We start from the raw sequence: 25637 nt of genomic DNA, 5'->3' as shown, positions 1-25637 counted from the left end.
GCCTAAGTTCCCAATACTTGACACTCGTGCAATAGAACGGCACGTGAATGTGCGCTAAATCAAACTTAGTCAGCCGAATAAAAGCAAAATTATCTTTTGAGCGAGAGGCGCACTACGCCAAAAAACTTAGCGCAGTGCTGGAAGTATTTAGAGAACGCGGACGCGTGAGAAGTCGGTGTGGCTCAATGTTGATGGGTGATTACATACTCGGCAAAAACCTTGCTTTTCCATTTTGTAATGAGGTTCACCTTGTATAATGAGCGCAAAAAACTTTTGAACACCTTGCCACGTTGAACAAGGTTCTGACTGACAGCGCTTCATTACGACTTTATGTGGTGTCTCTTTACGACAACAGGTGCAATAAGCTTTTGACATGGTCCAATAATCCCTACAATTTGCATCATTATTGATAATTGACACATTTTGCGCCTACAGGTTCATTTTTCTCAAACTTTAGTGTGTGTTTCGTGAGCTATCTTCAAAAAACGTCCATCCCAATCTCCTTATTTTCTGCTAAGCACACTACACAATCTAACCTGTACAAAAAAGCCCCTCAGAAAGGGGCTAGTTATTGAACAACGGTATGAATGTCAATCTAGTTCAACCAGCTGCTTTTTAAAGGTCATGTGCTGTGCTCTCACGCTCTCTTCGGGTTCAGCTGTCGCTAAGCTCACCACAACGATCGCAAGTACAGAGAAAATGATCCCAGGAACAATTTCATACACATCAAACCAACCGCCAGACAGTTGTTTCCAAACCACAATTGTCACGCCACCAACAATAATGCCGGCTAGTGCACCATTGCGGTTCATTCGAGACCAATAAAGGCTCAATACCACTGCAGGGCCAAATGCGGCGCCAAAGCCCGCCCATGCATACGAGACTAAGCCGAGCACGGAACTATCTGGTGTCATGGCCAGCACTAACGCAACGATAGAAATTAGAATCACAGCAAAGCGGCCAACACGAACTATCTCCTCCGACGTTGCATCTTGCTTGATGACTTGCTTGTAAAAATCTTCCGCTAACGCAGAGGAAGAAACTAATAATTGCGAGTCAGCGGTACTCATAATTGCCGCAAGAATAGCCGCAAGCAAAATACCTGCAATAACTGGATGGAAAATCGCATTCACTAGCAGCATGAAGATTTTTTCACCATCTGCCAGCTCCAGCGAACCTGTGTTCGTCACATAAACAAGCCCAACTAAGCCAACTAATAGGGCTCCCGCCATGGATAAACCAGTCCAAATGACCGCAATACGACGTGCAGTGGTGAGATCTTTATTTGAGCGAGACGCTTTAAAGCGCGCCAAAATATGGGGTTGACCAAAATAACCAAGCCCCCATGCCATTAATGAGATAATGGCAACACCTGTTAACGGCTCACCTTTCACATCATGCCACAGCGTCAATAGCTCTGGGTTTATTGCGGATAGATCTTGACTCAGTTGACCCAAACCACCGTTGATTGCCGCGATGGGCACAATCATTAATGCCGCTGCCATCAATAGGCCTTGCACTAAGTCAGTCCAAGAAACGGCTAAAAATCCACCAAACAGTGTATAAGACACCACACAAATGGTGCCAATAATAACTGCGGTTGAATAATCTAAACCAAATACCGTTTCAAATAGTTTACCGCCAGCCACAAGGCCAGAACTGGTATAAAAGAGGAAGAACAGCAAAATAAAGAAGGCTGAAATGGTTTGAATCAGTTTAGATTTATCATTAAAACGGCGTGATAAAAATTCAGGTAATGTTAATGAATCTGTCGTGATGCTATAAGTGCGCAAGCGCTTAGCATTCACTAACCAGTTCGCCCATGTGCCCAATAATAAGCCACCCGCTAGCCAGAAAGCCTCAATACCAGCGGCGTACGCGTAACCAGGTAAACCGAGCAATAACCAACCGCTCATATCAGATGCACCCGCCGATAAAGCCGCAGGCCAAGGGCCCAGTGATCGCCCTCCTAAGAAATAATCTGCGGAGTTTTTCGTTCGAAGGTATGCAACCACACCAATAGCCAGCATCAAAATAAGATACAGGATAAAGGTGGTTGTAATAGCAAAGCTATTTTCCATTGTGTTTGTCCTCTTTAAAAGATCGCCTTCCATGTCCTCTTCCGAAGAAGAGGATAAAACAGAAAGGATTAATGGGTTTCGCTACCAAGCTCAAGCAAGGTCGCATTACCACCCACTGCTGTTATATTTATTGTGCGAGTACGCTCGGTAATAAAGCGCAACGATAAGTGAGGATCATGAGCCACGGGGATCGCGCTCAAGTCCGTTTCAGAAACTAGGCTGACAATCGCACCATTACGATCAGCTAGCTGACGGTTGAGGCTACGCTCAACCGAAGTGTTCCCAACGTAACCTACACTTCGAACGTCCGACGCCATCAACGGATGATAAGCATCAAAAGACGTAAACTGAATGAGATTAGTAGGGAGTGTTGACTGCTCAAATGCCGCTTGCAGTGTTCGAATCAACATCGCATCGTCACTACATAAGACGACGCTATTGCCTGCTACAAGAGCGGCACAAAGCTGAGCTGCCACCGCCTGTTGCGCTTTATCACTGTGTTCACCTTGGATGATCACAGCCACGCCCCGACCTGCGGTGTATAGCTCATTGGTTTCTCCAGTAGGACCGATCAATTGATGCGAATGCGCCAACAGCGCCGATGCCTGATGAAGATGGTAAGAAATCACTGTTGCCAGTTGTGGCATAGCGCTTTCTAGTAGATTTTTAAATGAAAGTAAGCACTCACATTTAGAATCAAAATCGGTGATATTCCAATTTTCCCATGCTGAAAAAGCGTCAGAAAAACGTGTTACTTGATGAACCATGCTAATTCTCCTGAGCCTTTATTACTGAGAAAATTCAGTTTGAGTAAAACGGTATAAGTAATGTGGGCCACCTGCCTTTGGTCCGGTACCAGAAAGCCCCTGCCCACCAAATGGTTGCACGCCCACCACCGCACCCACTTGATCACGGTTGATGTAACAGTTACCTACTCGGGCGTGTTTTTCTATCCAACGATACGTCGTTTCATTGCGGCTATGGATCCCCATGGTTAAACCAAAACCAGTTTGATTAATTTGCTGCACGACATCGGCCAGCTCACGCGCTTTAAAGCGCACGATATGCAAGATCGGCCCAAATTGCTCTTCGGTTAAGCAGTGAATATCTGAAATTTCAAAAGCCGCTGGCGGTACAAAATCGCCGTGTTGGCACTCCGCACTGAGTTCTAATTGCGCAACTTTGGTCTGTGTCTTGGTCATCTGTTCAATGTGAGAGAACAACTTTTGTTTGGCTTTTTCATCAATAACAGGGCCGACATCTGTACTGTGGAGGTAAGGAAGACCAATCTTGAGCTCATTCATCGCACCATGAATCAAGCTGATGATGCGATCGGCAATATCCTGTTGAACAAATAGCACTCGTAATGCAGAGCAGCGCTGCCCAGCCGAAGCAAAGGCAGAACGAATCACATCTCTCACCACTTGCTCGGGTAAAGCCGTACTATCAACGATCATCGCGTTTTGCCCACCCGTCTCTGCAATCAACGGCACTGGCGCGGCGTCACGTTGAGCAAGAGCTTGATTGATACGTTGCGCGGTCGCCGTTGATCCAGTGAACGCGACACCTGCAATGGCAGGGTGAGAAGTCAGCGCACTGCCAATTTCTGCACCACGTCCAGGTAACAATTGGATAACGCCAGCAGGAAAGCCAGCTTCCAACATCAGTTCCACGGCACGCGAAGCAATCAAACTGGTTTGTTCTGCGGGTTTGGCAACGACCGTATTACCCGCAACTAACGCTGCCGTGATTTGCCCAAGAAAAATCGCAAGAGGGAAGTTCCATGGGCTAATACACACGAAAACACCACGACCTTCACGGCTCACTTTTCGCTTTTCATTGTCAAAACTCGTCACTTCAAAGGGTGTTAACGCGGAAACTTGTTTGGCGTAATAGCGACAAAAATCTACCGCTTCGCGGACTTCATCAATGCTATCGTGAATGGTTTTCCCTGCTTCGTGATGACAAATGGCGACCAGTTCAGCCAAGTTCTCTTCGAGTAAATCAGCAAGTTTATCAAGTTTGCCCGCGCGAACACTGTGCTCTTCTTGCTTCCAAGCTGCAAAGGATTGCTCCGCTATTGAGATAGCTTCGGAAACATGATCAAGGTTGGCAAATACCACTTGTCCAACATGCTTCCTACGGTCATACGGCGCAGTCACAACTTCCGGCGATGCCCCTGCCTTGATCATGCTTTCGAGTAGAGCAACACCATTGATGATAGGAGAAGCATGCCACTGTTTACTGAGCCAACATTCTACTTTCGCTTCAAAAGGCGTTGCCTCACTTTCAATATCAATATTGACGCCATAGGAATTAACGCGCTCGGCAAAGATATGCGGTGGCAAAGGGATTTTGGTATTTGGTAAAGAATCAAACGAGAGCAACATATCGACAGGATGTTGCGTTAACGTATCAATAGGACAACGAGCATCGACTAAACGATGCACAAACGAACTGTTCGCACCATTTTCAAGCAATCTACGAACTAAATAAGGCAGTAAGTCTTTATGACTACCTACTGGAGCATAAATTCGCACCGATTGTTGATAGGCTTTCATTGCATGATGATAAAGAGCATCACCCATGCCATGCAGACGCTGGAACTCAAAATCTTTGTGTTGTGACATCACCGCAATCGCGGTCACGGTTTGTGCATTATGACTGGCAAATTGAGGGAAAATATGACCACGAACACCCTCGCTTAAAAGAAAACGAGCGCAAGCCAAATAGGCTACATCAGTAGCTTCTTTACGTGTGTATACCGGATAGTTGCTGTAGCCACTTTGCTGAGACCACTTCACTTCGCTATCCCAATACGCCCCTTTGACTAAACGCAGTGGGATCACATCACCTTGCTGTTTCGCCAACCCATTAAGCCAAACTAAAACGGGTAAAGCGCGCTTAGAGTAAGCTTGTACAACTAAACCAAATTTCCCCCACCCTTTCACGGGCTCACTGCAATATATCTTTTCAAATAGCTTTAATGACAGCTCTAAACGGTCTGCTTCTTCTGCATCGATAGTGATCGCCACATCCAGCTCGATAGCACGGGCTAAAAGCTGTAGCAGTGTGCTATAAAGCTCGCTCAGCACGCGCTCTTGATTAGCCACTTCATAACGCGGATGCAATGCAGAAAGCTTGATTGATACGGACGGTGCCGGGCTGGTTGATAAGCCATATTTCTCGCGGCCAACCGCCTCAATCGCCATCAAATAATCTTTGAAATATTTATTGGCATCGGCCGTGGTTAACGCCGCTTCACCGAGCATATCAAATGAATAGGTATACCCTTTATCACGCATAGGACGGCCATTTTTTTGTGCTTCTTCAATGGTTCGGCCTAGCACAAATTGGTGGCCCATCACCTTCATCGCTTGGTGCATCGCCTTACGAATCACTGGCTCAGAAAGCTTATTCACTAGACGATTAACCGCCTGCGTTGGACTAGTCGTATCCACATCAGCAAGGCCAATCACTTTACCAGTCAGCATCAACCCCCACGTGGACGCATTGACAAAGACAGAGTCAGAATTTTTCAGATGAGATTTCCAATCCGCAACGCTGAGGCGATCTTTAATAAAAGCATCCGCGGTTTCCGCATCGGGAATGCGCATCAGAGCTTCAGCCAAACACATCAACAAAATACCTTCTTGCGTATCTAAACTGTACTCAAGTAATAAGGCATCGATCATTTGCACCGCTTTTTTGTCGGCTCGGATCGCTTCGATTAACTGGGTTGTTTTATTTAATATCGCCGATTTTTCTGATTCTGTAGCTGTTGCCAGCGGTAATAACTGCTTCAGCCATTGAGATTCGTCCACCATATAAAGTGGAGAGATCAGCGACCACAGCTTATCAAGCGGTTGCTCGATAAACTCTGTATTCAACACATCTGTTGCTGTAAACATGCGTTTTCCTCAATCTCACTCCCGAAAAAGGTCGGGTTTCCTGCAATGGCTGGCAGTGTATTTTGAGCGGGAGAAGAATACTTGTCAAAAACTCCGAGTTTTTTGCTAAAAACTCTGGCTATTAACAAAATAAAAACACAATCACATCAATTGACATCATGCACAAAGCAGAAAATAGCAACATTGTTTCCAAAATTTAACTAAAGGTGCACGTGTTGCCGATAGTTCAAGGCAAGCAATATAAAAATGATGTGGGAATTACAAACAAAAAAGAGGCAGGGATATAAAGAATTAGCGACGACACAATTTTCGGTATTGCGATGGAGAAATACCTTGCAAGCGAGTAAATGAATGAGTGAAGGTACTTTGTCCAGAAAAGCCCGTTAATTCCGCAATTTGACCAAAACTCAAACAACCTTGCTCAATCAAATCTTTTGCCATATCAATTCGTTTACCTAACAAATATTGATGAGGCGTGATCCCCATTTGCTCTTTGAACAACATATGAAATTGGCTTTCACCTAAATAAACGCGGCCCGCTAATTGAGCGACTGAAATTTTACGACCAAGGTGCAGATCGATATAACGATCAATCGCTTCAAGATCAAAACGAGATTCTTTGCGATGCGTTTCAAATACAGAAATATGGCGTTGCAGTAATGCCATCACGGTGTCATTGCAGGCACGGCTCAACAGTAAATCATCAGGACTCGATTGCATCTCTTTAACTAGCAATTGGATCAGCTTTTGGATTTGCCCATCCAGCTGAAAGTAAATATCCGCATTCGACAACTCATTCATTTTTTGTAGAAGCAAAGGGTCATCTCCACAGGAGATTGGAAGGTTAAGCACTAAGATATCCGACTGCCCAACGACACCACCAAACGCATGGCCAGTTCCAGAGGTAACGACACAACCTTGCCCCGGCCCCACCAAATTGCCTACACCCTGTACTTCAAACTCAGCTTGGCCTTTTAATCCGATAACGACTTGGGTATAACTATGATCATGACACTCCATGTACGAGGGTAATGTCACTAACTCTGCCGGCCTAGGCGACAAAACTTTGTCATTTTGTTGATAGTTAGATAGCTTAGCCGAAGAAAAGTCACTCATATTGCTGCATCATGGTTGAGGTTAGAAGCTGATGTTATAACAAAACTATCAGGAGCGAAAACAAAGCTGTATTTTTTTAAAAATTAAACATCAAAGTGCATATGAAGCTTAAGTTTAGGGGTGAAATGAGATCGATTTTTCAAAACGGAACAATGATCAAGTGCACATAAATTACGGTCAATGTGTGTTCAATCCCAAAACCCCTAAATAGATCGAAAATAGAGACTTGCATATTTCGCTATTAGGCTCAAAATGAAGATGCACAATTATAAAATTTACAAAATCAGTCACCTAGTAATAGATTTAAGTGAATTTTGCTATTGTTCGGAATAAATTTTGCATTATGAATACAGCTTATCCATTAAAGCTGTCAAAAGTTTGTCTTTCCCACTTTTGTGGTTAAACGTTAATTTGTTGCAGGGACCTATGATCACACGTCGCATCCCAGCGCTATTGCTTGCGCTAAGCCCTTTTTGGGTATCTGCATCGGTGTACGCGGAAGAAGTTATTCAGGTAGATCCTGTCACCGCTATCGATGAAAAAATGACTACTAAACAGACGGAAATCGACGCGATTTCTGCAGAATACGAAGCAGAGGGAGCCAAGCTTCAACAACTTAAAAATGAACATGTTCGTATTAAACGAGAAAGTGAAGAACTTGATGCTAAACGCAATCGAGCCAAGTCTGCTTTGGACAAACAATATAGCCGTCTTTTAGATGATCCAGACACAGATTTAGCCTCGTTTCAAAAGAAGTACCAAGAAACATGGGCATCAGTGAAGCAGAACCAAGCTGAAGGCCTTGAGAATAATCAAGCGATGACCGAAGTTGAAATGCGCTTGTCTCAAATCAAACAGAAGCAAGCTCGTCTCAGTAATGAGTATGCGAACCTCGAAGAGTCGCGCATTGAAGCTAGGGTCAAACGTCTCGAAGCCGAACTGCGTGAAAGTAGTGTTCTTGAAACTGGCTATAAAACCACCTGTTCAACGACAATGACACTCGGTGAGTGTTCAAATCAGGGACAGCACCTTACCAAACAAAAAGCGGTAAAAACGTTTCGGGCCAAGTTGCTTGATGACCTAACCGAATCGGTCATTGCCAAGCAAAACCTGAAAGGCGTGGAACTTAACATCCATGTACAAGATAGCCAAATTATTCGCAGTGGTTTTGAAGGCAACAACGAATACTTCACCCAAATGCAAGCTCAGCTTCAAGCGAAACCAGAAGCGGTGGCTGCGTGTAAACTGCTTAACGTGTCAACTCGATACTGTTTGAAAGGCGGCGTGTCTGAAGGTACGCAAAAAAATGACAAACAGTGGGCAAATGTGACCGTAAGGTCGGATCAATACAACGATGCCGTAACCATCAACGGTATTAACTACGGCAGTACACCTGTGGAGATTGTTTTGCCCAATGGCCGCCACCAAGTTACCGTCTCTAAAGATGGCTACGAAACCTACAACCGGGTATTAACAATTAACGGCAATGATACGGTTTGGATAAAGCTAAGACCGAATAAAGAGGGTTAATTACCTCAAAAAAACTCTGTTTTTCTGTCGTAATTCACAAAGATGCGGTTAAAACGCCATTTTGTCATTAAGTTATTGAAAGATGACTTCAGACAAAATGGTGTTTTCGTTTAGAATAGACACAATGAACTAATAACTTAACTGAAGTAGATAATAATGCGACAAGGTTTACCCGCTCTCTTATTAGCACTTTCGCCTTGCTTAGTGGCAACATCGACGATGGCAGAAGGAACGCCTTCCTCAGTAATTGCCATTGATGATGCGTTGTTTACTAAACAGTCCGAATTACAGGCAGCACAGAAGGCCACCCATGAACAACAAGTGGTTGTGAACAACCACAACAGTGAGTTAGACAGGCTAACAAAGCAAGCCCAACTCTTTGATAAGGCACTTGCAAAAGCAAAAACTGACTTAGAACGCGATTACATGAAAATGATTGATGATCCTGAACTGGACATCATGCCTTCACAAAATGCCTACCAAGCAGCTTGGGCTAATGTAAAGCAGAATCAAAAAAACCGTTTAGAAGCTGAGCAAAAACGCCAAGAGTCAGAAGCACTGCTGGCACAAAAAAGGGCCGAGCAGAACACGGTCAGCAAAAATATCAATGAGCTAGAACAGCATAAATTACGCGCGCGAGTTGAGCGCTTAAGAGATGAACTCAAACAGAGTAGCACCGAGAAAGTTAGCTTTACTAACGCTTGTAGTGCCGATATGACATTGGCTCAATGCTCGAAACAGACCACTGACTTAGCGCTCCAGAAAGCGGTAAACCAGTATCAAACCAAGTTAATAGAGGCCACAAGTGAGGCCAAGCTCGTCCAACAACATCTGGCCAATGTCTCTTTTAATATTCATGTACTGCGCCATAAAACCGTAGATTCAGGTTTCTACAATGGCAATAAGTACAAAGCCGTACTAGATGTTCAGCTTGATGCAAGACCGGATGAAAACACACCATGTCGGTTGTTGAATGTCGAATCACAATACTGTTTCGCTCCAGGCGAATACTCAGCCAATACAGAAAAACAGAAAGAAATTGCTTGGGTTACCCTATCGATTCGCTCGAACCAATACAGTGATAAAGTCTCTATCGATAATGTGAACTATGGCAGTACTCCCGTCGAAGTGATGCTTCCAGTGGGACCGCACATGATTACGATTGAGAAAGAAGGGTATTACTCATTTAATCAAGAGCTGAAAATCACCTCAGATCATACATTAAGAGCGAACCTACGAGAAAAAGACAACCTACTTAAACCTGGACATAAATTTGCTGATTCCCTCAAAGGGGATATTAAAGCTCCTGAGTTAGTCACTTTGATCTCAGGCGAATATTTGATTGGCGAGCACGCATCGAAACAAGTTTTCCTTGATCATGCTTTCGCAATTGGTTCAACCCCCGTAACTGTGGGTCAATTTGAAACCTTTGTGAATCAAACCACCTACCAAACTGATGCTGAGCTACAAAAACTGTGCACAGCAGTCGCCGAATCTGAAATTACCCCGATTGCAGGTAGCTATTGGCGCGACCCTGGTTTTAAGCAGTTGAGCAACTCGCCAGTGGTGTGTATTAGCCAAAATGATGCGAAGGCCTATACTCGCTGGCTAAGTAAGGAAACTGGCTATAAATACCGTTTGCCGACTGAAGAAGAGTGGGAAATTGCCGCTCGCGCTGGTACACAAACAGACTATTGGTGGGGAGATGATTTCGGAACTGGGAAAGCGAATACTGGCTGGAGTGGTACACCTTGGTCAAATAAAAGCACCTCTCCTGTGAAGTCTTTCGCTCCCAATGGCCTAGGCCTTTATGATGTTGTCGGTAACGTGTGGGAATGGACAAATGACTCAAGAGGTCAAGCAAAAGGTGGAGCATGGAGCTTCTCCCCTGCAACGGCGGCGGCTTATGGTAATTTGTTTATTGCTCCTGCTACTTCGGCAAATTATGTTGGCTTCAGGGTTATTAGGGAACTTTAGGTAAGCTGAACTAGCCCAACCATTTATATAACAAAGGGGGGAATTCCCCCCTTTGTTATTGTACTCTCGTCGTCTAAAGTGGTGTTGAATATCAAACACGTTTGATATTTGATATCCATGTGGTATCCCTATGAATTTGCAACACCCTCGCAGCATTCATAGAACCTCTTCTGCACGTCGACAAGAAGCAATTCTTGTATTTATGCCAGCCCTTCTTCAGGCTGGCTTTTTTTATGTTCAAATACCGCTATGGATTACAACCCGCCATGCCATTGGTATTATATCAATATCATTGTTAGGAGAACCCGCTATGGTCAATTTCCTCAGCGCAGAACAAATTTCATTGTTTCAACAGCTTCCGGGATATTGGGGTTGCAAAGATCTTAATTCGGTTTTTGTTTACGCAAACAATGCTTATGGCAAATTAATTGGTGTTAGTGATGCAAAACAGTGCATTGGATTAACTGACTTTGAAATGCCAAGCCCGACAACCGCTTGCGCCGCAGAATTCCAGCAACAAGATCGATGTGTAATCTCCACAAAAAAACCGTTAAAAGTGCTGGATATCCACCCCTATGCTGACGGTTCTTGGCGCGCTCATATTTTCACCAAAACCCCATGGTTCAACGCACAAGGTGAGGTTCAAGGTACAATTTTTTTCGGGCAAGAGCTAACTGATACCGCTATTTTGGAAGTAGGCCATTGGATATGCCGAGCAACAGGTTTAACGACCACACAGCATTCCACAGGTGTTCTAGAACCCATTTCCGGGCCCCTAACCACAAGAGAATCTGAAGTTCTTTTTCTTCTGCTTTACGGAAAAAAGCCCAAACACATTGCTCGGGTGATGAAGATTTCGATAAAAACAGTGGAAGGCTATGAAGCAAAATTGCGACATAAATTTGCAGCCCACAGTAAAGAGCAACTTATCGATATGGCTCTAGACCAAGGTTATGGCTCAAACATCCCCAAGACCTTGCTCAAAACGCAATTATCCGTGGTACTCAATAGTGAATGCCCCATATAGATGAGGCATTCATTGCGACTGACTTTTAACAAGCAGGCCTTATGGCGCTAAACGTTCAGCGTCCCATTGTTGATCATGTTGCGTAAACAAGAAGCGATCATGCAAACGATGCTCACCACCTTGCCAAAATTCTATCGATTCAACTTTAACGCGATATCCTCCCCAAAAACTCGGAACTGGGATCTCACCTTGTTCAAATTTCTTTTTTAACTCCAAGTATTTACCTTCCAAAATACCACGTGCTGAGATACGGCTGCTCTGGCGGCTCGCTATCGCGGCAATTTGGCTATCTTTAGGACGAGAAGTAAAATATTTCATGTTTTCAAAAGCCGACAATTTTTCAGCCGTTCCTGTGATGTGCACTTGTCTCTCTAATGGGTGCCAAGGAAAGTGCAAGCTGACTTTATTGTTGTGTTCAATATGCTGCGCTTTGCGACTGCCTAAATTGGTGTAGAAAACAAAACTGTCTTTTTCGACATTTTTTAATAGCACTATACGTTGGAAAGGTTGTCCATTTTCATCAACCGTTGCCACTGTCATCGCTGTGGGATCGGTAAGACCGGCATCAATGGCCTGTTGCAGCCAAAGGTTAAACTGCTCAATGGGATTTGAAAGCAAATCTTTGCGTCTTAAACCGCCTTTTATGTATTCGCGGCGGATGTCTGAAAGTTCCATCTCTGCTCCTTATGAAATTTTTGACGATTGTGCGCCTATCATCGTCATAACTCAAGAGTGCTAAGGTTCAACAAAATCAGTAATTCACAGCTAAACTCTGTAGAACGTACGCAATAGGAAGTACAATCAATTCAAATGGTGAATAGTAATCTCATGATGAGTGGCAAATCCTTAACATTTTGCTAGACAAGTAATAAAATCAAGCAACTATACCCAAACAACTTACAGTTGTAGCCTCCCTCTACAGCTTTAAGTAGAAAAGGGAAATACACTACGATTAGGCGCAAAGGATAAGCGATGAGTAACAAGAGTTATAACAAACTCTCTTCGACAGAATTGGAGTACGTAGACGACAAAACGGCGGCTCTGCTACTGAACACGCCCAACAGTGCACGCGTGATGCTCTGGGTTATGGTCTGTTTTTTTCTCTTAGCCATCGTCTGGGCCTCATGGGCACAGGTCGACAAAGTGACAGTTGGACAAGGCAAAGTCGTTCCGTCATCGCAAGTTCAAGTGGTTCGAAACTTGGAAGGAGGCTTAGTCAAACAGATATTGGTTCGCGAAGGTGAACGAGTGCAAAAAGGCCAACAACTGTTATTAATTGATGACACACGTTTCCGCTCAGACTACCGCGAACGTGAACAACAAGTCGCTAACCTTACCGCCAGTGTTCTACAGCTATCCGCTTCCATTACTAGCGTGATGATTAACGAAGAAATTGATGATGACAACTGGCAAAATAGCGTCAAAATTGACTATAACAAACTCGCCTTTCCACCGCTGTTAACAGACAACCAACCCGATTTAGTTAATAGACAAAGGGCCGCCTACCGGCAAGATCTTAATAACTTACGCAACCAACTTTCTCTTTTAGATCAACAAGTCAAACAGAAACTACAAGAGTTGGTTGAAATACAAGCGCGCGTGAAAAATTTACGCCAAAGTTATGATTTTGCGAATAAAGAGCTTGAGATCACTAGACCTTTAGCAGACGAAGGTGTCGTGCCACGAATTGAGCTGCTGAAACTACAGCGCCAAGTAAACGATACTCGCCGTGAAATGACCACCAGCGAGCTTAACATCCCAGTATTAAAATCAGCGATTCGCGAAGCGGTGCTCAACCGTATTGATGCGGCTCAAAAGTTTCGCTCACAGCAGCAAGACAAACTGAACGAAGCCCAAGATAGACTTTCAGCAATCACAGAATCAGCCGTTGGGCTTGAAGATAAGGTAAATCGCACTGTTGTGCTATCGCCTGTGACAGGAACGATTAAGACGCTTTACGTCAACACCGTTGGCGGTGTTATCCAGCCCGGTATGGATATTGTTGAAGTAGTCCCAACAGAGGATACCTTGCTTGTTGAAGCGCAAATTGCCCCACAAGACATCGCCTTCTTAAGACCAGAGTTGCCCGCCATCGTAAAATTCAGCGCCTATGATTTCACCAAATATGGCGGCTTGGAAGGGACACTTGAGCATATCAGTGCCGACACAACTCAAGATGAAGAAGGCAAAAGCTATTATTTAGTCCGAGTAAGGACCAATCAAACCAGCTTAGGGCATGATGCTAACCTGCCTATCATCTCAGGAATGACGGCCTCTGTTGATATTATTACGGGTAAACGAACCGTGATGGATTATCTACTAAAGCCCATACTCAGTGCACAAAAAAATGCGCTAAGAGAATAAGGTTCACTTATGCTTTTTAATATATTCATGATTGACGGTTTTTGATGAAGTTTTGGCTGCCACTGGTTTTATTGCTATTTATGCCCTCATCCCCCCAAGCGCTCAACACCAAAGAGCAGCAGTGGGTCGATGCGGTCGCGCTTACCTATGGCACAAGAGCGGGAAAACGCGTCGAAACATGGCGCAAAGAAATTGCCAAGCACCAAAATGCTCCCGAACGTGACAAATTGACCGAAATAAATCGATTTTTCAATCAGCTGTACTTTGTTAATGATATCGATTTATGGGGGAAAAATGACTACTGGGCGACACCACTTGAGTTTCTAGGAAGCAACGCAGGGGATTGCGAAGATTTCACAATTGCGAAGTACTTCTCCCTGCTTGAACTGGGTATCGATGATAAAAAGTTGCGCCTCGTGTATGTTAAAGCCATTGAATTAAATCAGTTTCATATGGTTCTTGCGTACTATTCAACACCCAATGCCGAGCCCTTAATTTTAGACAATATAAACCCTGAGATTAAGCCAGCATCAACACGCCGTGATCTGTTACCGATCTACAGCTTTAACGGTAAAAATTTATGGCTAATGAAATCCAAAAATGGCCAGCTTGCAGGAGACTCTTCACGATTAAGTCTTTGGAATGACTTACGTGAACGGGAACGCTCGCTAAAATTGAATAAACCAATTGTAAGTTACGATGAGTAAGTAATATGACGCTATATAAACAACTTGTCGCGGGAATGATTGCCGTCTTCATTATGCTGATGACTTCAGTCTTTATTATTGAATTCAATACGACCCGCAACAACTTAGAGCAGCAGCAGCGCTCTGAAGTCAACAACACCATCAACACCGTCGGTTTGGCGCTGGCACCTTATTTGGAGAAGAAAGATAAGATTGCGGTTGAGTCGGTTATCAATGCCTTGTTTGATGGCAGCTCTTACTCAGTCGTACGATTGATTTTTCTAGACGATGACGAAGAGATTCTGCGATCTTACCCTGTAAAACCCAATAACGTTCCGCAATGGTTTACCAATTTACACCTGTTTGCACCGATCCATGATCAACGCGTTGTAACCAGTGGTTGGATGCAGCTTGCTGAAGTCGAAATTGTCAGCCACCCTGGCGAGGCCTATGCGCAATTATGGAAGGCGCTGATTCGGCTACTTATCGCGTTTAGCGCTATTTTTGTGATTGGCCTTGCCGCCATCGCTTTCATTCTGAAGCGCGCTTTACGCCCGCTACAGATGATTGTCGAAAAAATGGAGCAAGTCGCACGCAACCATTTTGGTGAACCGCTACCGCGGCCAGCGACCAAAGATCTGATTTATGTAGTTGATGGTATCAATAGCATGTCAGCGCAGGTTGAAAAAGCGTTCAAAGCTCAGGCGCAAGAAGCGCAGCAACTGCGTGAGCGTGCTTATATTGACCCAGTTTCTCAACTTGGCAACCGCGCCTATTACATGAGTCAACTCAGTAGTTGGCTATCAGAAAGTGCCATAGGTGGCGCTGCTATTTTGCAAGCAGAGTTTATTAAAGAGCTTTACGAAGAAAAGGGTTATGAAGCAGGCGATGGTATGGTGCGCCATTTGGCTGAGCATCTAAAAGTGTCGATTACTTCACCTGATGTGACTCTGGCACGCATTTCTACCGAAGAGTTTGGCTTTATTTTGCCCAACATGGAAGAGAGTGAACTCAAAATCATCGCCGATAGTATTATGAATTTTGTGCAAGACACTCTAGCCGACCCGACTGGCATGGCATCAGCCAAAGTCTCTTTAGGTGTTGTTCATAATAAAGAACCAAAATCTTCAACGCAGTTACTTTCCTTGCTCGACAACGCGTTAGCCATTGCAACTGCAAATCCAGAGCTGATTTACGGCTTTGTCAGCAGTGAAACCAAACAAACTGTGATGGGTAAACAGCAATGGAAAGCATTGGTTGAAGAAGCTATCCATAACGATTGGTTCAGTTTCCGTTTGCAGTCAGCCAATAATAGCTGGGGACAAACTTTCCACCGCGAAGTTTTTTCAGCGATTGAGCACGATGGTAAACGCTACAGCGCTAACCAATACTTATTTGCACTCGACCAACTCAATGCCAGCCATATTTTTGATGAATATGTTATTGAAACGATGATTCGCAAGCTCGAAACGGGAGAGATAGCCGAACCATTAGCCATTAATATCGCTCAAAGCAGCCTTTCTCAACCCAGTTTTATTCGTTGGGTCACTCAGACTCTGGCGAAGCATCGCTCTATCTGTGAGAACCTACACTTTGAAATACCGGAAAACGCATTCCTCAACGCCCCTCACCATACGGCGCTATTTTGTAATGCCATAAGAGCAGCCGGCGCAGACTTTGGTGTCGATAACTATGGCCGGAATTTCCAATCATTAGACTACATCAACGAGTACCGTCCAAAATACGTGAAACTCGATTATCTATTTACTCACCATCTCGACGATGAAAAGCAAAAATTCACCTTAACGTCGATTTCTCGCACAGCACACAATTTAGGAATCACCACAATTGCGTCAAGGGTAGAAACGCAAACTCAACTTGATTTCCTTTCCGAGCATTTTATAGAAGTCTTCCAAGGCTTTATTGTGGATAAATAAAAAAGGTCAGATGTAATGCAAGACACGCTACTCAATTCGCTTATCTATGTGAGTCGTTATTATGGATTGGCGAATTCCCCAGAAGCACTGATCAACGGCCTACCTTTATCAGATGGGAAACTGACGCCTTTTCTCTTTCCTCGAGCAGCCGAAAGAGCGGGGTTAATCGCCAAGGAAAATCGCTCAGCATTGGATCAAATCCCAAAATTGGTTTTCCCCGTTATCTTAATTTTAAAAGGCGGTGAAGCCTGTGTGCTCAGCAGCATCAACGAAGCGAATCAAGAAGCTGAGGTCGTCACTGCGGAGTCTGGTCTAATCCCCGTAGCTATTCCCTTAGAGGAACTGACTGAACGCTATATTGGCCGCTACTTCATGGTGAAAAAACAGTTTCGCTATGACGAGCGCTCACCAGAAATATTAAAGACCCGTGATGGCCACTGGTTTTGGGGTACGTTATGGCAGTCAAAGCACATTTATCGCGATGTGTTGATCGCTTCCATTTTAATCAATTTGTTTGCCATTGCGGCACCAATGTTCAGCCGTTTAGTGTATGACAAAGTCGTGCCTAACCTTGCGTTTGAAACCTTGTGGGTATTAGCGAGCGGGATTTTTGTGATCTTCTTATTCGATCTGCTCCTCAAACTACTTCGCAGTTATTTTATTGATGTAGCGGGCAAAAAATCTGACATTCTGATCTCTTCCAAGCTCTTTAGTAAAGTGATGGGGATCAGAATGGAGTCTCGTCCTCCTTCTGTCGGTGCGTTTGCACGACATTTACAAGAGTTCGAATCCATACGCGAATTCTTTACCTCAGCAACCATCTCATCATTGATTGACCTGCCATTTGCACTGCTCTTTTTAGTGCTGATCTGGCTAATGGCAGGCAGCTTAGTGCTGGTACCTATCGCTGGTGTACTGATCATTGCTATCTATTCTCTGCTCATCCAAGCACCTCTACGACGGGCGATTGAAGAGGGCTCTCGACTGGCATCACAAAAATACGCCAACCTGATTGAAAGTTTAGCTGGACTTGAAACGGTGAAACTCTTTGGCGCTCAAAGTCAGTTTCAATATCGCTGGGAAGAAGCGGTCGCGCACATGGCGAACTGGAACATTAAAAGCCGTAGAATTACTGATGGTATTCAAAATACTGCCGGCTTTGTTCAGCAAGCCGCGAATGTTGGCATGATCATCTTAGGCGTCTATCTGATATCCAACGGCGATTTAACTATGGGTGGGCTCATCGCCGCAACCATGCTCAGCGGCCGTGCGATTGGCCCAATGGTGCAACTATCATTACTTTCAACACGCTACAACCAAGCCAAATCGTCCTTAAAAATCATTGAGCAAGTGATGCAAATGCCCGATGAGCAAGAAGAAGGTAAACGCTATATTCATCGTCCGATTGTGCAAGGTAAAATTGAGCTAGACAAAATCACTTTTCACTACCCTAATGCGCCTGTTGCATCAATACGTGACTTAAGTATAACGATTCATCCGGGTGAAAAAGTAGCGATCATAGGCCGCATCGGCTCAGGGAAGACCACCTTAGAGCGCCTTATCATGGGGTTATATCAACCGACCGAGGGGAATGTTCGCATTGATGACACCGATATCGCGCAACTGCATCACATTGATGTGAGACGTAATATTGGTTGCGTACCTCAAGACAGCAACCTATTTTACGGTTCAATTCGCGATAACATTACGCTCGGGCGTCCATTAGTTGATGATAGAGATGTGATGGATGCCGCTAACCGAGCGGGAGTTACCGCGTTCACACAGCAAGACCCCGCGGGGTTAGAACGACAAGTGGGTGAAGGCGGCTTGTTGTTGTCTGGTGGTCAGAGGCAAGCGGTAGCCATTGCTCGTGCACTGCTCGGACGCCCACCCGTTTTGCTACTTGATGAACCCACCAGCGCCATGGACAATCGTTCTGAAATGCACATCAAACATCAACTGTCTCAATTGACACCAAGTGAGACATTAATATTAATTACTCATAAAACGTCAATGCTCGATGTGGTTGATCGCGTCATTGTGATGGAGAAAGGCTGTGTCATTGCCGATGGTCCTAAATCGATGGTGTTAAACGATCTCAAACAGGGCAAAGTGAGATCAGTGCAATAGCCACCTTACTAGAAATAGCATAATCAGCAAAAAACGAGGCAAAATGCCTCGTTTTTTGCTTAGCACTCTGAGATAAGAATGTTAGATCCCTCCGACATCTTCATCTTCAAGCATCGAGGCACATTTAATCTCATACTGGTTAAATGAGAAAATACTAGCGCCATGAGCCCGCTTGGTGATGATCCGCTCATCATCAAATTGCACCGAAACATGGGTATAAACTTTATTTTTGACTTCGATCGTATTCATTTCGAGCAATTGATCAAACTCCTCTCCCAGCATATCCAACGCCAATTTTGCTTTTTCTAAACGATCATTAGTCTGTTTCTTAAATTCATCAATTTTTAGCAGTTCCTCTTCCGAGCGTTCCGCTTTAGGCTTTTTCTTAAATTCAATCTCACGGCGGATCACTTCCATCGTCGCTTCTTGCGCTTGTTTATAATGCTCTTTGTGTTTCGCGACCCGTTCTTTATACACAGCATAACGAGCAAAAGCCTGCACAGCCGTGGCGGTATCGCCTTCAACGCCTAGATTGAAGCAAACGATCTTACCACCAACTTTCGCGTGACCACCGCTGAGTGTGCCTTGCTTCTCTTTACTATCTAATACTTTTAGATCATTGCCACAGCGCAATTCATTGCTCATGCTGTGAACCGCTAAATTGATGTCATCTGCCGCTTGCAGTTCGCTAAATTGAGCATAGTTAGCCGTGATAGAGCCTCCTGATTTGATAATGCATGTTCTTGCTTCATCATCAAACACCGTATGGCCAATAATGCCTTTACCAACATCAATATTACCTTGGGCTTGAACATCAGCAGACTCAACAAACCCACCGATGGTGATTGAGCCCGTCGCTCTCACGATCATCCCAGGCTCGACATCGCCCGTGATGACAACACATCCTTTAAATTTCACGTGGCCAGTCGCTACACTGACGTTGTTTAAACATAAAGCGTTATCGACATCAACCGTTTTACTTTTCAGGATAGGCATGCCCGCTTGACTGGCCAGTAGCACATTCGGGTCATTGGGTGAGATGTAAGACCCCTTTCCTGCAACTAAGGCCGAGTCTTTACCTGGTTTAGGATCCAGTACTTTTCCCTGCACGGTATAGCCTAGCGTTCCTTTTGTTGCAGGAATTCGACGCATCACTTCATCATCTTGACCAACAGTGATGGTTTCACCTAAGTTGCGCATATCAATTTTGTTCTGTCCTTGCTTTTTGGTCGGTGCTAACACGCGCTTACTGACATCCTCAACCAAAGGAATAAATTGTGCGTCTTTACCTTGAATGGGTTCACGCCCCTGCGCAACAGGCTGAGTATATACCTCCCCTGGCTTCAAGGTATTACTTACCATTAACACTTTCTTTAAAGCCAGTTTGTTGATGCCTTTTGTCACATGGGAGTGAGCCAATGCATACACCAACTCACTACCGCGCAATGCTCTGCCCCCATATGCACCCGTCACGACCATGCTGGCTAACATATCTCGATCACTAAATTCAATCTCCACCGAAGCGTTCTTTTTCTCTGCAATGGTGATTCCAGAGAATGCTTCACCCTTACCCTCTTTTGCACAGTTGATAAAGCGGGTAACTTCAGTTTCATTTAAGAAAAATGTCGATGCAGATAACTCAAACAATGCTTCTTTCAAGCCTGCTTGGTCAAAATTTTTGTCGATGGACTCCGTCCCAGGCAGCTGGGCAATGACTTGTTTTTTGTCCTCTGAAAGCGAAATTAAGCGTTTCCACATACTACTTAACCCATATGGTTAGATTCCGTTCGTATGGCAGTGTATACAATTTACAGTATGGACTAAATCTTTAGGCAACTAAATTAAGGGCTACATCACTTAGTCACGACGAAACGAACCGTACAACCTAAAAATAAACGAAAGAATGAGTTACGCAGAATTTTACAGTGTAAATAATCTGTTCAGTATTAAGACAATATCGGAAAATCATGTTTACTGTTAAAGGCGTAAGTCACCTTAACAGTGCAACCATTTTTTGAATATTCCAATGACTCACACAATTTAGAGACCAAAATAATCCCTCGACCATGTGTACAGTTGCCGTCTGCAACCGTATGTTGGTATTCAAAGCCTTCACCATTATGCTCGAGTGAAAAGCTCAATTGTCCCACCGTTGGGTCATAATCAATGTCTAGTTTAATCCATAACGATTCATCTAACTCATCCATACACTCTTCACGTCGTTGGTAAAAAGTGAGAAATCCATCTGGGTCATCTTTTAGTGAAGAGTTAAGTTTTAATAACCCATGCTCAATGGCATTAGCAAACAGTTCTGACAATACAGAGCAAACGAGATCAAGATGCTCACCACCACTGATAAAACCGCGAACAATGTTACGCATCTCGACCATAACTGAAATCTTTTTAAGAATTGAAGCAGGAAAAAAGAGATGGCTTTGCATTGGTATATGGCTAAGAAATCGGTTTTTTTGCGACGCTAATATTTCATTATTATTGGTAATTGGAAATGTCATTGAAAGAATTGAGAGATCATCACCATGGCCACGATTGGAAAACTGGCATACTTCATCATACAAATCTGAAATCTGAGTCTTAACGTTCCGCTGCAAAACTTGTTCGAGTCGCAACTGGCCAAATTGTTCCCCGTTTTCATTCATCGCTTCGGTAATACCGTCGGTATAACAGAGGATCGTTTGGTTAGGTTTTAATTTGAGATGAACTAAATTTACTTCAAATTCATCAGCATCCAGAACTCCCAGCGGCATATGTGTGGAAACGAGACGACGAACGATGTTGCTTTCTTCATCCAGTAAATAACCATCAGGCAAACCACCTCCCCACCACGAAACCTCGAAGCCGTTGGCTCGTATCTCAAATACACTGGCCGCAAGCATCATGCCAACAGGCAAAAACTTTACTAGCGCACTATTAAGTTCAGCGACCATTTCGCCAAGCGACATCCCTTTTTCAGCCATTGAAAAAAACGTACGCGTGGCAGGGATCGTTGAAATCGCGGCGGGTAATCCATGCCCAGTGGCATCAGCGATCATGACGTACACGCCACCATAGGGCCGGTTCGCCACAATGATGAGATCACCATTAAAAATGGTCGAAGGTGTGGAGATATAACTGATGCCATAGATATTGTTGACTTTTGCACTCATCTCCTCCATTAAGTTGGTGAAAATGGATTCGGCGATGGCGTAGTCATATTGTACTTGTTCGTTGAAATAATTGAGTTTATCTCGCTGCTGAGTCACTTCATTATGCATTTTAACAATACGGTAATGAGCCTGCACTTTAGCGAGCAGTACGCTTCGCTCTACTGGTTTAAGAATAAAATCATCGCCCAGCGATAAACAGCGTTCAAATGAATCATGATCATCAAGCACAGTCAAAAATATAATTGGGATATGGTGATTTGGAAAAGAGTCTCGGATCTCTTTTGCGGTGGTGAAACCATCTTTAACTGGCATCATCACATCCAACAAAATAACGTCGGGTAAGACGTCCATGACGAGCATCGCCTCAACAGCATCAGCGCCATTTTCGAAGGTATCGATATGCTCGGCAATAGGCAATAAGATAAACCGACAGAGCTCTCTATTTGATTTATGGTCATCAACAATCGTTACGCGCATCGGCTTATTCCTTAAGCATTATTCGATACTAAATTTCTTATCAAATCGAGAAATCAGTAAAACTTTCCTTATTTGAGGTAAGGTGTTAGTAATTCGGATCATGCCATCACTTTGCTCAAGATATTTCTGCATATTGAGCAACATGCCAAGACCAGCACTGTCAATATAGTCCACCTTGCGTAAATCAATGGTGAATCTAAAGCCTCGGTAAGGTGAATAGCTATTACGAAATTCTTTAACTAGGTTAAAGCCAAAGGCCCCCTCAATTACGATCGTAATGTGCTTAGTAGTGCTATCTATTACCGTTTCTATACTCATCATATTCTCCTAAAACAGCTCGACTTCGCCTTCATCCATATTGGTTTGATTTGCAGCAGGAGCACTTCTATTGTGCAAGCGCTCTGTCAATTGGTGAAGTTGTTCTGCCCATGCTGCTTTAGTCATGCTTTGTGTTAGTAAAGCGTTCAATAGCTCATTTGCTTCCTGCAAATAATCAATAGACGCATGCGCATAATCACTTTGTTGAACCACAATGTCAGCAAATTGAAGGGCACGGATGCCATTACTCACTTGCTGGGTTAATTCTTGTCCTAATTCTTGAATTTTTTGCACTTCTTGCTCTATTTCTATATTCACTTGCTGAACGCCATGCAGCATGTGATCCACATTTCCTTTAGACTCAATTATGAGTGTCATGTCTATCGAGGCCATATCGCCAACGGTTTTGTTTGCTTGCAGCACCGTTTGTTGGGCAACATTAATTTCAGATTCAATTTGGGTATTCAGCGTTCTTGCTTTAACCGACAAATCGCGCACCTCTTGAGCCACGACCGCGAAGCCTCGCCCCGCCTCGCCTGCTCGAGCCGCTTCAATCGCCGCATTCAATGCCAATAAGTTGGTCTGTTCCGATAAGTTTCGGACTTGATTAAGTAATTTAAAGACCGCATCTAGCTGTTCTGACATATCGTGAATACTGTGTACCGCTGAAATACTTTTCTCCGAAATGTCTACTAGAATCTGAACAAAACCGTCAATAATTGCCTCAGTTCTTGGCAACACGGTGGTAAGATCATATTCACTACCTTGGTTAGCCAATAAATTATTGACCAAGGTACTCGAAACTTGGCTCTGCTTTTCACTGATGTCTTGCAAGCTAAAAAATGCGTTGTTTAATGTCTCTACTGAGCCTTCAATCACGGTGTGCTGCATGGTCAAAGGGCTACTCACTTTAGGTAGCGTCTCTTTGAACAGTTTTTCAATACTCTGTAGATGTTGCTGCGTTTCAAGAGTGGACTCTTCTTCAACCTTATTTTGGTTGGCTTTAGCTTTGTTTTGTTCACTAAAATTCATGGACAATACTAGCCAAGGTATTGCTGCCGCAAAAATCACCAGTCCTATGCTCCATAAATTAGGGGAGTGAAGCATGACGGCAAAAAGGGCCATTAGCTGCAAAACTAAAGCTAAAATATATTTTGCTTTTGGTGTCACTGTTTTATTTATCATCACCCATTCCTTGCTTATCTATGTTGAGCTTATTTAATGAGACAACACTAGCGATAGAGTTCATCACAAATCCATTGTGGTATGGCATTTAACGCTTTGATATTCTGTGTTGCGCCAATCTCTACTGCCGCTTTGGGCATTCCCCACACCACTGATGTTTTTTCGTCTTGAGCTAAAGTCAATGCGCCACACAACTTCATTTTGAGCATGCCTTGCGCTCCATCTTTACCCATCCCGGTTAAGAGGATACCGATGGCTTTGTCTCCCACATTTTCGGCGACCGCATCAAACATCACATCTACTGACGGTTTATGACGATTGACCGCAGGTCTATCGTCAACTTGACAGTAAAGGTGAGTGCCTTTTTTTATCACCATCAGATGCTTATCTCCGGGAGCAACATAAGCACATCCATTCACTAAAGGCGCTTGATTAGCGGACAACTCTCTTACCTCTACGGCGCTACAAAGATTCAAACGCTCTGCAAAGGGGCGAGTAAACATCGCACTGATATGTTGAGTGATCACGATCGGTGGCAACCCTGCTGGTAAAACAGAGAATATGCTTTTTAATGCTTCTGTTCCGCCCGTTGAGGCTCCAATCGCGATCAACTGATAACGCGCCCCTTGGTGGCTAGCCGCTATCAGTTCGACCTGATTAACCGCAGCAGAATGATGCGCTTGAACGACATTGGCCCCTGCCGCCATTTTTATTTTTTCGTTCACCAGTTCCCTATAACTTGCCATTTCAGCCGTATTTTCGACCGACGGTTTAGGGAAGTAATCCACCGCACCAAGCTCCAATGCTTCTAACGTGGCTTGCGCGCCATGCTGGGTCAAGGTTGAAATCATCACCACCGGCATGGGGCGTAACCGCATGATATTTTTTAAAAATTGCACGCCATTCATCTTTGGCATTTCAATATCTAGCGTTAGCACATCAGGATTGTGCTGCTTGATAAGCTCTCGGGCTTGGTAAGGGTCTTGTGCCATTGCGACAACGTCTAACATGGGGTCAGCATTAATCAGCTCGCAGAGCAGTGCTCTAAAAACGGGAGAATCATCGACAATCAACACTTTGATTTTTTTCATTTAAATAACTCCACATCATCACTCTCTTTATGCGCTTTACGATCTAACTGCGTGGCATAAATCTTTTCTTGAAAACTTAACTGGTTCACTTCAGTTAATGGAATTCTTTTTAACCACACTTTACCTGTCAGAGGTTCGAAAATGACTTTTCTCGGTTCGTCCCCCCCCAAGTCACTGGCTTCAACAATAAGCCTTTCTTGCTCAACATAGTTTTTGATAAAATCTATATTTTTCTGGCCAATCATGGCCTTAAAACCCAGCATTTGTGCGCCACCAAACAGCTTGACGCGTAAGCACCTACGCTCGGCACCCATTTTGATCAATTGGTTAATCAGTAACTCCATTGCGTAACAACCATAACGAGAAGCCGTGGACTCAATTTCATCTGGATGCCAGTGATCAATTTGCGAATGCTGATCAAAAGGTAATAAAAAATGGTTCATCCCCCCGACTTTGGCCTCTCGGTCCCACATACAAGCCGCTACGCAAGAACCGAGCCCAGTGTAAATTACCTCTTGTTGCATAGTGCTATACAACCCACCGGGTAGCACCTTAACCCAATCCACTTTCTGCTTGGGATGATGAAATCGACTGAAATTCCGATTATCTGTTGCCAAATACATCGCTAACGAGGCCATTCATT

19 protein-coding genes are annotated in these 25637 nt (G+C 44.1%); 7 read left to right on the top strand and 12 right to left on the bottom strand.

The window, feature by feature from the left end; genetic code table 11:
• Positions 1-147 precede the first annotated feature (147 nt).
• The 5 genes from AACR75_RS04420 to AACR75_RS04400 form a co-directional block, all read right to left on the bottom strand.
• Positions 148-375: a hypothetical protein gene (locus tag AACR75_RS04420; protein WP_013868195.1), complete on the bottom strand. Its 228-nt coding sequence runs from the start codon at positions 373-375 to the stop codon at positions 148-150.
• A gap of 215 nt (positions 376-590) precedes the next feature.
• Positions 591-2081: a sodium/proline symporter PutP gene (gene putP / locus AACR75_RS04415; RefSeq protein ID WP_047687667.1), complete on the bottom strand. Its 1491-nt coding sequence runs from the start codon at positions 2079-2081 to the stop codon at positions 591-593.
• A 68-nt stretch (positions 2082-2149) separates the two neighbouring features.
• Positions 2150-2848, bottom strand: a complete 699-nt coding sequence (locus AACR75_RS04410; RefSeq protein WP_017042347.1) for a 1-pyrroline-5-carboxylate dehydrogenase — start codon at positions 2846-2848, stop codon at positions 2150-2152.
• A gap of 21 nt (positions 2849-2869) precedes the next feature.
• A complete protein-coding gene (gene putA / locus AACR75_RS04405; protein ID WP_047687665.1) occupies positions 2870-5992 on the bottom strand; it encodes a bifunctional proline dehydrogenase/L-glutamate gamma-semialdehyde dehydrogenase PutA in 3123 nt (1040 codons plus the stop codon).
• 291 nt (positions 5993-6283) lie between these two features.
• Entirely contained in the window at positions 6284-7108 is an 825-nt protein-coding gene (locus AACR75_RS04400) for an AraC family transcriptional regulator (protein ID WP_017042345.1), read from the bottom strand.
• 426 nt (positions 7109-7534) lie between these two features.
• Between AACR75_RS04400 and AACR75_RS04395 the strand changes: the two genes are divergently transcribed.
• The 3 genes from AACR75_RS04395 to AACR75_RS04385 all read left to right on the top strand — a co-directional run bounded on the left by AACR75_RS04395 (position 7535) and on the right by AACR75_RS04385 (position 11642).
• On the top strand, positions 7535-8638 hold the full coding sequence (locus AACR75_RS04395; RefSeq protein WP_026028446.1) for a PEGA domain-containing protein: 1104 nt from the start codon (positions 7535-7537) through the stop codon (positions 8636-8638).
• Positions 8639-8794: 156 nt separating this feature from the next.
• On the top strand, positions 8795-10615 hold the full coding sequence (locus AACR75_RS04390) for an SUMF1/EgtB/PvdO family nonheme iron enzyme (RefSeq protein WP_013868201.1): 1821 nt from the start codon (positions 8795-8797) through the stop codon (positions 10613-10615).
• 310 nt (positions 10616-10925) lie between these two features.
• The gene (locus tag AACR75_RS04385; RefSeq protein ID WP_017046874.1) at positions 10926-11642 is read left to right on the top strand and encodes a helix-turn-helix transcriptional regulator; all 717 of its coding nucleotides are present in this window, start codon (positions 10926-10928) and stop codon (positions 11640-11642) included.
• A gap of 39 nt (positions 11643-11681) precedes the next feature.
• Here the strand turns inward: AACR75_RS04385 and pdxH are convergent, their stop codons facing one another.
• Positions 11682-12317: a pyridoxamine 5'-phosphate oxidase gene (pdxH, locus tag AACR75_RS04380; RefSeq protein ID WP_013868203.1), complete on the bottom strand. Its 636-nt coding sequence runs from the start codon at positions 12315-12317 to the stop codon at positions 11682-11684.
• 297 nt (positions 12318-12614) lie between these two features.
• Here pdxH and AACR75_RS04375 point away from each other — a divergent pair, with 297 nt between their 5' ends.
• Genes AACR75_RS04375 through AACR75_RS04360 form a run of 4 tightly spaced genes read left to right on the top strand, consistent with a single transcriptional unit; the run spans position 12615 to position 18759 of the window.
• The gene (locus tag AACR75_RS04375; protein WP_047687663.1) at positions 12615-14006 is read left to right on the top strand and encodes an HlyD family type I secretion periplasmic adaptor subunit; all 1392 of its coding nucleotides are present in this window, start codon (positions 12615-12617) and stop codon (positions 14004-14006) included.
• 44 nt (positions 14007-14050) lie between these two features.
• The gene (locus AACR75_RS04370) at positions 14051-14713 is read left to right on the top strand and encodes a transglutaminase-like cysteine peptidase (RefSeq protein ID WP_026027195.1); all 663 of its coding nucleotides are present in this window, start codon (positions 14051-14053) and stop codon (positions 14711-14713) included.
• A 5-nt stretch (positions 14714-14718) separates the two neighbouring features.
• A complete protein-coding gene (locus tag AACR75_RS04365; RefSeq protein WP_013868206.1) occupies positions 14719-16629 on the top strand; it encodes a bifunctional diguanylate cyclase/phosphodiesterase in 1911 nt (636 codons plus the stop codon).
• Between the two features lie 15 nt (positions 16630-16644).
• A complete protein-coding gene (locus tag AACR75_RS04360) occupies positions 16645-18759 on the top strand; it encodes a type I secretion system permease/ATPase (protein ID WP_013868207.1) in 2115 nt (704 codons plus the stop codon).
• 81 nt (positions 18760-18840) lie between these two features.
• On the opposite strand, the gene AACR75_RS04355 is transcribed toward AACR75_RS04360, so the two are convergent.
• The 6 genes from AACR75_RS04355 to AACR75_RS04330 all read right to left on the bottom strand — a co-directional run bounded on the left by AACR75_RS04355 (position 18841) and on the right by AACR75_RS04330 (position 25632).
• Positions 18841-20517: a DUF342 domain-containing protein gene (locus tag AACR75_RS04355; RefSeq protein WP_047687660.1), complete on the bottom strand. Its 1677-nt coding sequence runs from the start codon at positions 20515-20517 to the stop codon at positions 18841-18843.
• Positions 20518-20705: 188 nt separating this feature from the next.
• Positions 20706-22400 carry an ATP-binding SpoIIE family protein phosphatase gene (locus AACR75_RS04350; RefSeq protein ID WP_017049353.1) on the bottom strand — a complete coding sequence of 565 codons (1695 nt, stop codon included), beginning with the start codon at positions 22398-22400 and terminating at the stop codon, positions 20706-20708.
• An 18-nt stretch (positions 22401-22418) separates the two neighbouring features.
• Positions 22419-22718, bottom strand: coding sequence for an STAS domain-containing protein (locus tag AACR75_RS04345; protein ID WP_017049352.1), 300 nt, complete (start codon positions 22716-22718; stop codon positions 22419-22421).
• 9 nt (positions 22719-22727) lie between these two features.
• Positions 22728-23906, bottom strand: a complete 1179-nt coding sequence (locus AACR75_RS04340) for a methyl-accepting chemotaxis protein (RefSeq protein WP_017049351.1) — start codon at positions 23904-23906, stop codon at positions 22728-22730.
• Between the two features lie 44 nt (positions 23907-23950).
• Positions 23951-24994 (bottom strand): protein-glutamate methylesterase/protein-glutamine glutaminase, encoded by a 1044-nt coding sequence (locus AACR75_RS04335; RefSeq protein WP_047687658.1) that lies wholly within the window; start codon positions 24992-24994, stop codon positions 23951-23953.
• On the bottom strand, positions 24991-25632 hold the full coding sequence (locus AACR75_RS04330; protein ID WP_017049349.1) for a chemotaxis protein CheD: 642 nt from the start codon (positions 25630-25632) through the stop codon (positions 24991-24993). Before AACR75_RS04330 ends, AACR75_RS04335 begins: the two co-directional genes overlap by 4 nt.
• Positions 25633-25637: the final 5 nt, after the last annotated feature.

Source organism: Vibrio sp. ZOR0018, from assembly GCF_963865925.1.
GTDB lineage: Bacteria > Pseudomonadota > Gammaproteobacteria > Enterobacterales > Vibrionaceae > Vibrio > Vibrio anguillarum.
Note: the sequence above shows the minus strand (reverse complement) of the source record. Positions and strands in the feature narration are given on the sequence as shown.

Excerpts from the sequence above, each read along its gene's own strand:
- AACR75_RS04420 (WP_013868195.1), bottom strand. The coding sequence starts at position 375 with ATGTCAAAAGCTTATTGCACCTGTTGTCGTAAAGAGACACCACATAAA.
- putP (WP_047687667.1), bottom strand. The coding sequence starts at position 2,081 with ATGGAAAATAGCTTTGCTATTACAACCACCTTTATCCTGTATCTTATT.
- AACR75_RS04410 (WP_017042347.1), bottom strand. The coding sequence starts at position 2,848 with ATGGTTCATCAAGTAACACGTTTTTCTGACGCTTTTTCAGCATGGGAA.
- putA (WP_047687665.1), bottom strand. The coding sequence starts at position 5,992 with ATGTTTACAGCAACAGATGTGTTGAATACAGAGTTTATCGAGCAACCG.
- AACR75_RS04400 (WP_017042345.1), bottom strand. The coding sequence starts at position 7,108 with ATGAGTGACTTTTCTTCGGCTAAGCTATCTAACTATCAACAAAATGAC.
- AACR75_RS04395 (WP_026028446.1), top strand. The coding sequence starts at position 7,535 with ATGATCACACGTCGCATCCCAGCGCTATTGCTTGCGCTAAGCCCTTTT.
- AACR75_RS04390 (WP_013868201.1), top strand. The coding sequence starts at position 8,795 with ATGCGACAAGGTTTACCCGCTCTCTTATTAGCACTTTCGCCTTGCTTA.
- AACR75_RS04385 (WP_017046874.1), top strand. The coding sequence starts at position 10,926 with ATGGTCAATTTCCTCAGCGCAGAACAAATTTCATTGTTTCAACAGCTT.
- pdxH (WP_013868203.1), bottom strand. The coding sequence starts at position 12,317 with ATGGAACTTTCAGACATCCGCCGCGAATACATAAAAGGCGGTTTAAGA.
- AACR75_RS04375 (WP_047687663.1), top strand. The coding sequence starts at position 12,615 with ATGAGTAACAAGAGTTATAACAAACTCTCTTCGACAGAATTGGAGTAC.
- AACR75_RS04370 (WP_026027195.1), top strand. The coding sequence starts at position 14,051 with ATGAAGTTTTGGCTGCCACTGGTTTTATTGCTATTTATGCCCTCATCC.
- AACR75_RS04365 (WP_013868206.1), top strand. The coding sequence starts at position 14,719 with ATGACGCTATATAAACAACTTGTCGCGGGAATGATTGCCGTCTTCATT.
- AACR75_RS04360 (WP_013868207.1), top strand. The coding sequence starts at position 16,645 with ATGCAAGACACGCTACTCAATTCGCTTATCTATGTGAGTCGTTATTAT.
- AACR75_RS04355 (WP_047687660.1), bottom strand. The coding sequence starts at position 20,517 with ATGTGGAAACGCTTAATTTCGCTTTCAGAGGACAAAAAACAAGTCATT.
- AACR75_RS04350 (WP_017049353.1), bottom strand. The coding sequence starts at position 22,400 with ATGCGCGTAACGATTGTTGATGACCATAAATCAAATAGAGAGCTCTGT.
- AACR75_RS04345 (WP_017049352.1), bottom strand. The coding sequence starts at position 22,718 with ATGAGTATAGAAACGGTAATAGATAGCACTACTAAGCACATTACGATC.
- AACR75_RS04335 (WP_047687658.1), bottom strand. The coding sequence starts at position 24,994 with ATGAAAAAAATCAAAGTGTTGATTGTCGATGATTCTCCCGTTTTTAGA.
- AACR75_RS04330 (WP_017049349.1), bottom strand. The coding sequence starts at position 25,632 with ATGGCCTCGTTAGCGATGTATTTGGCAACAGATAATCGGAATTTCAGT.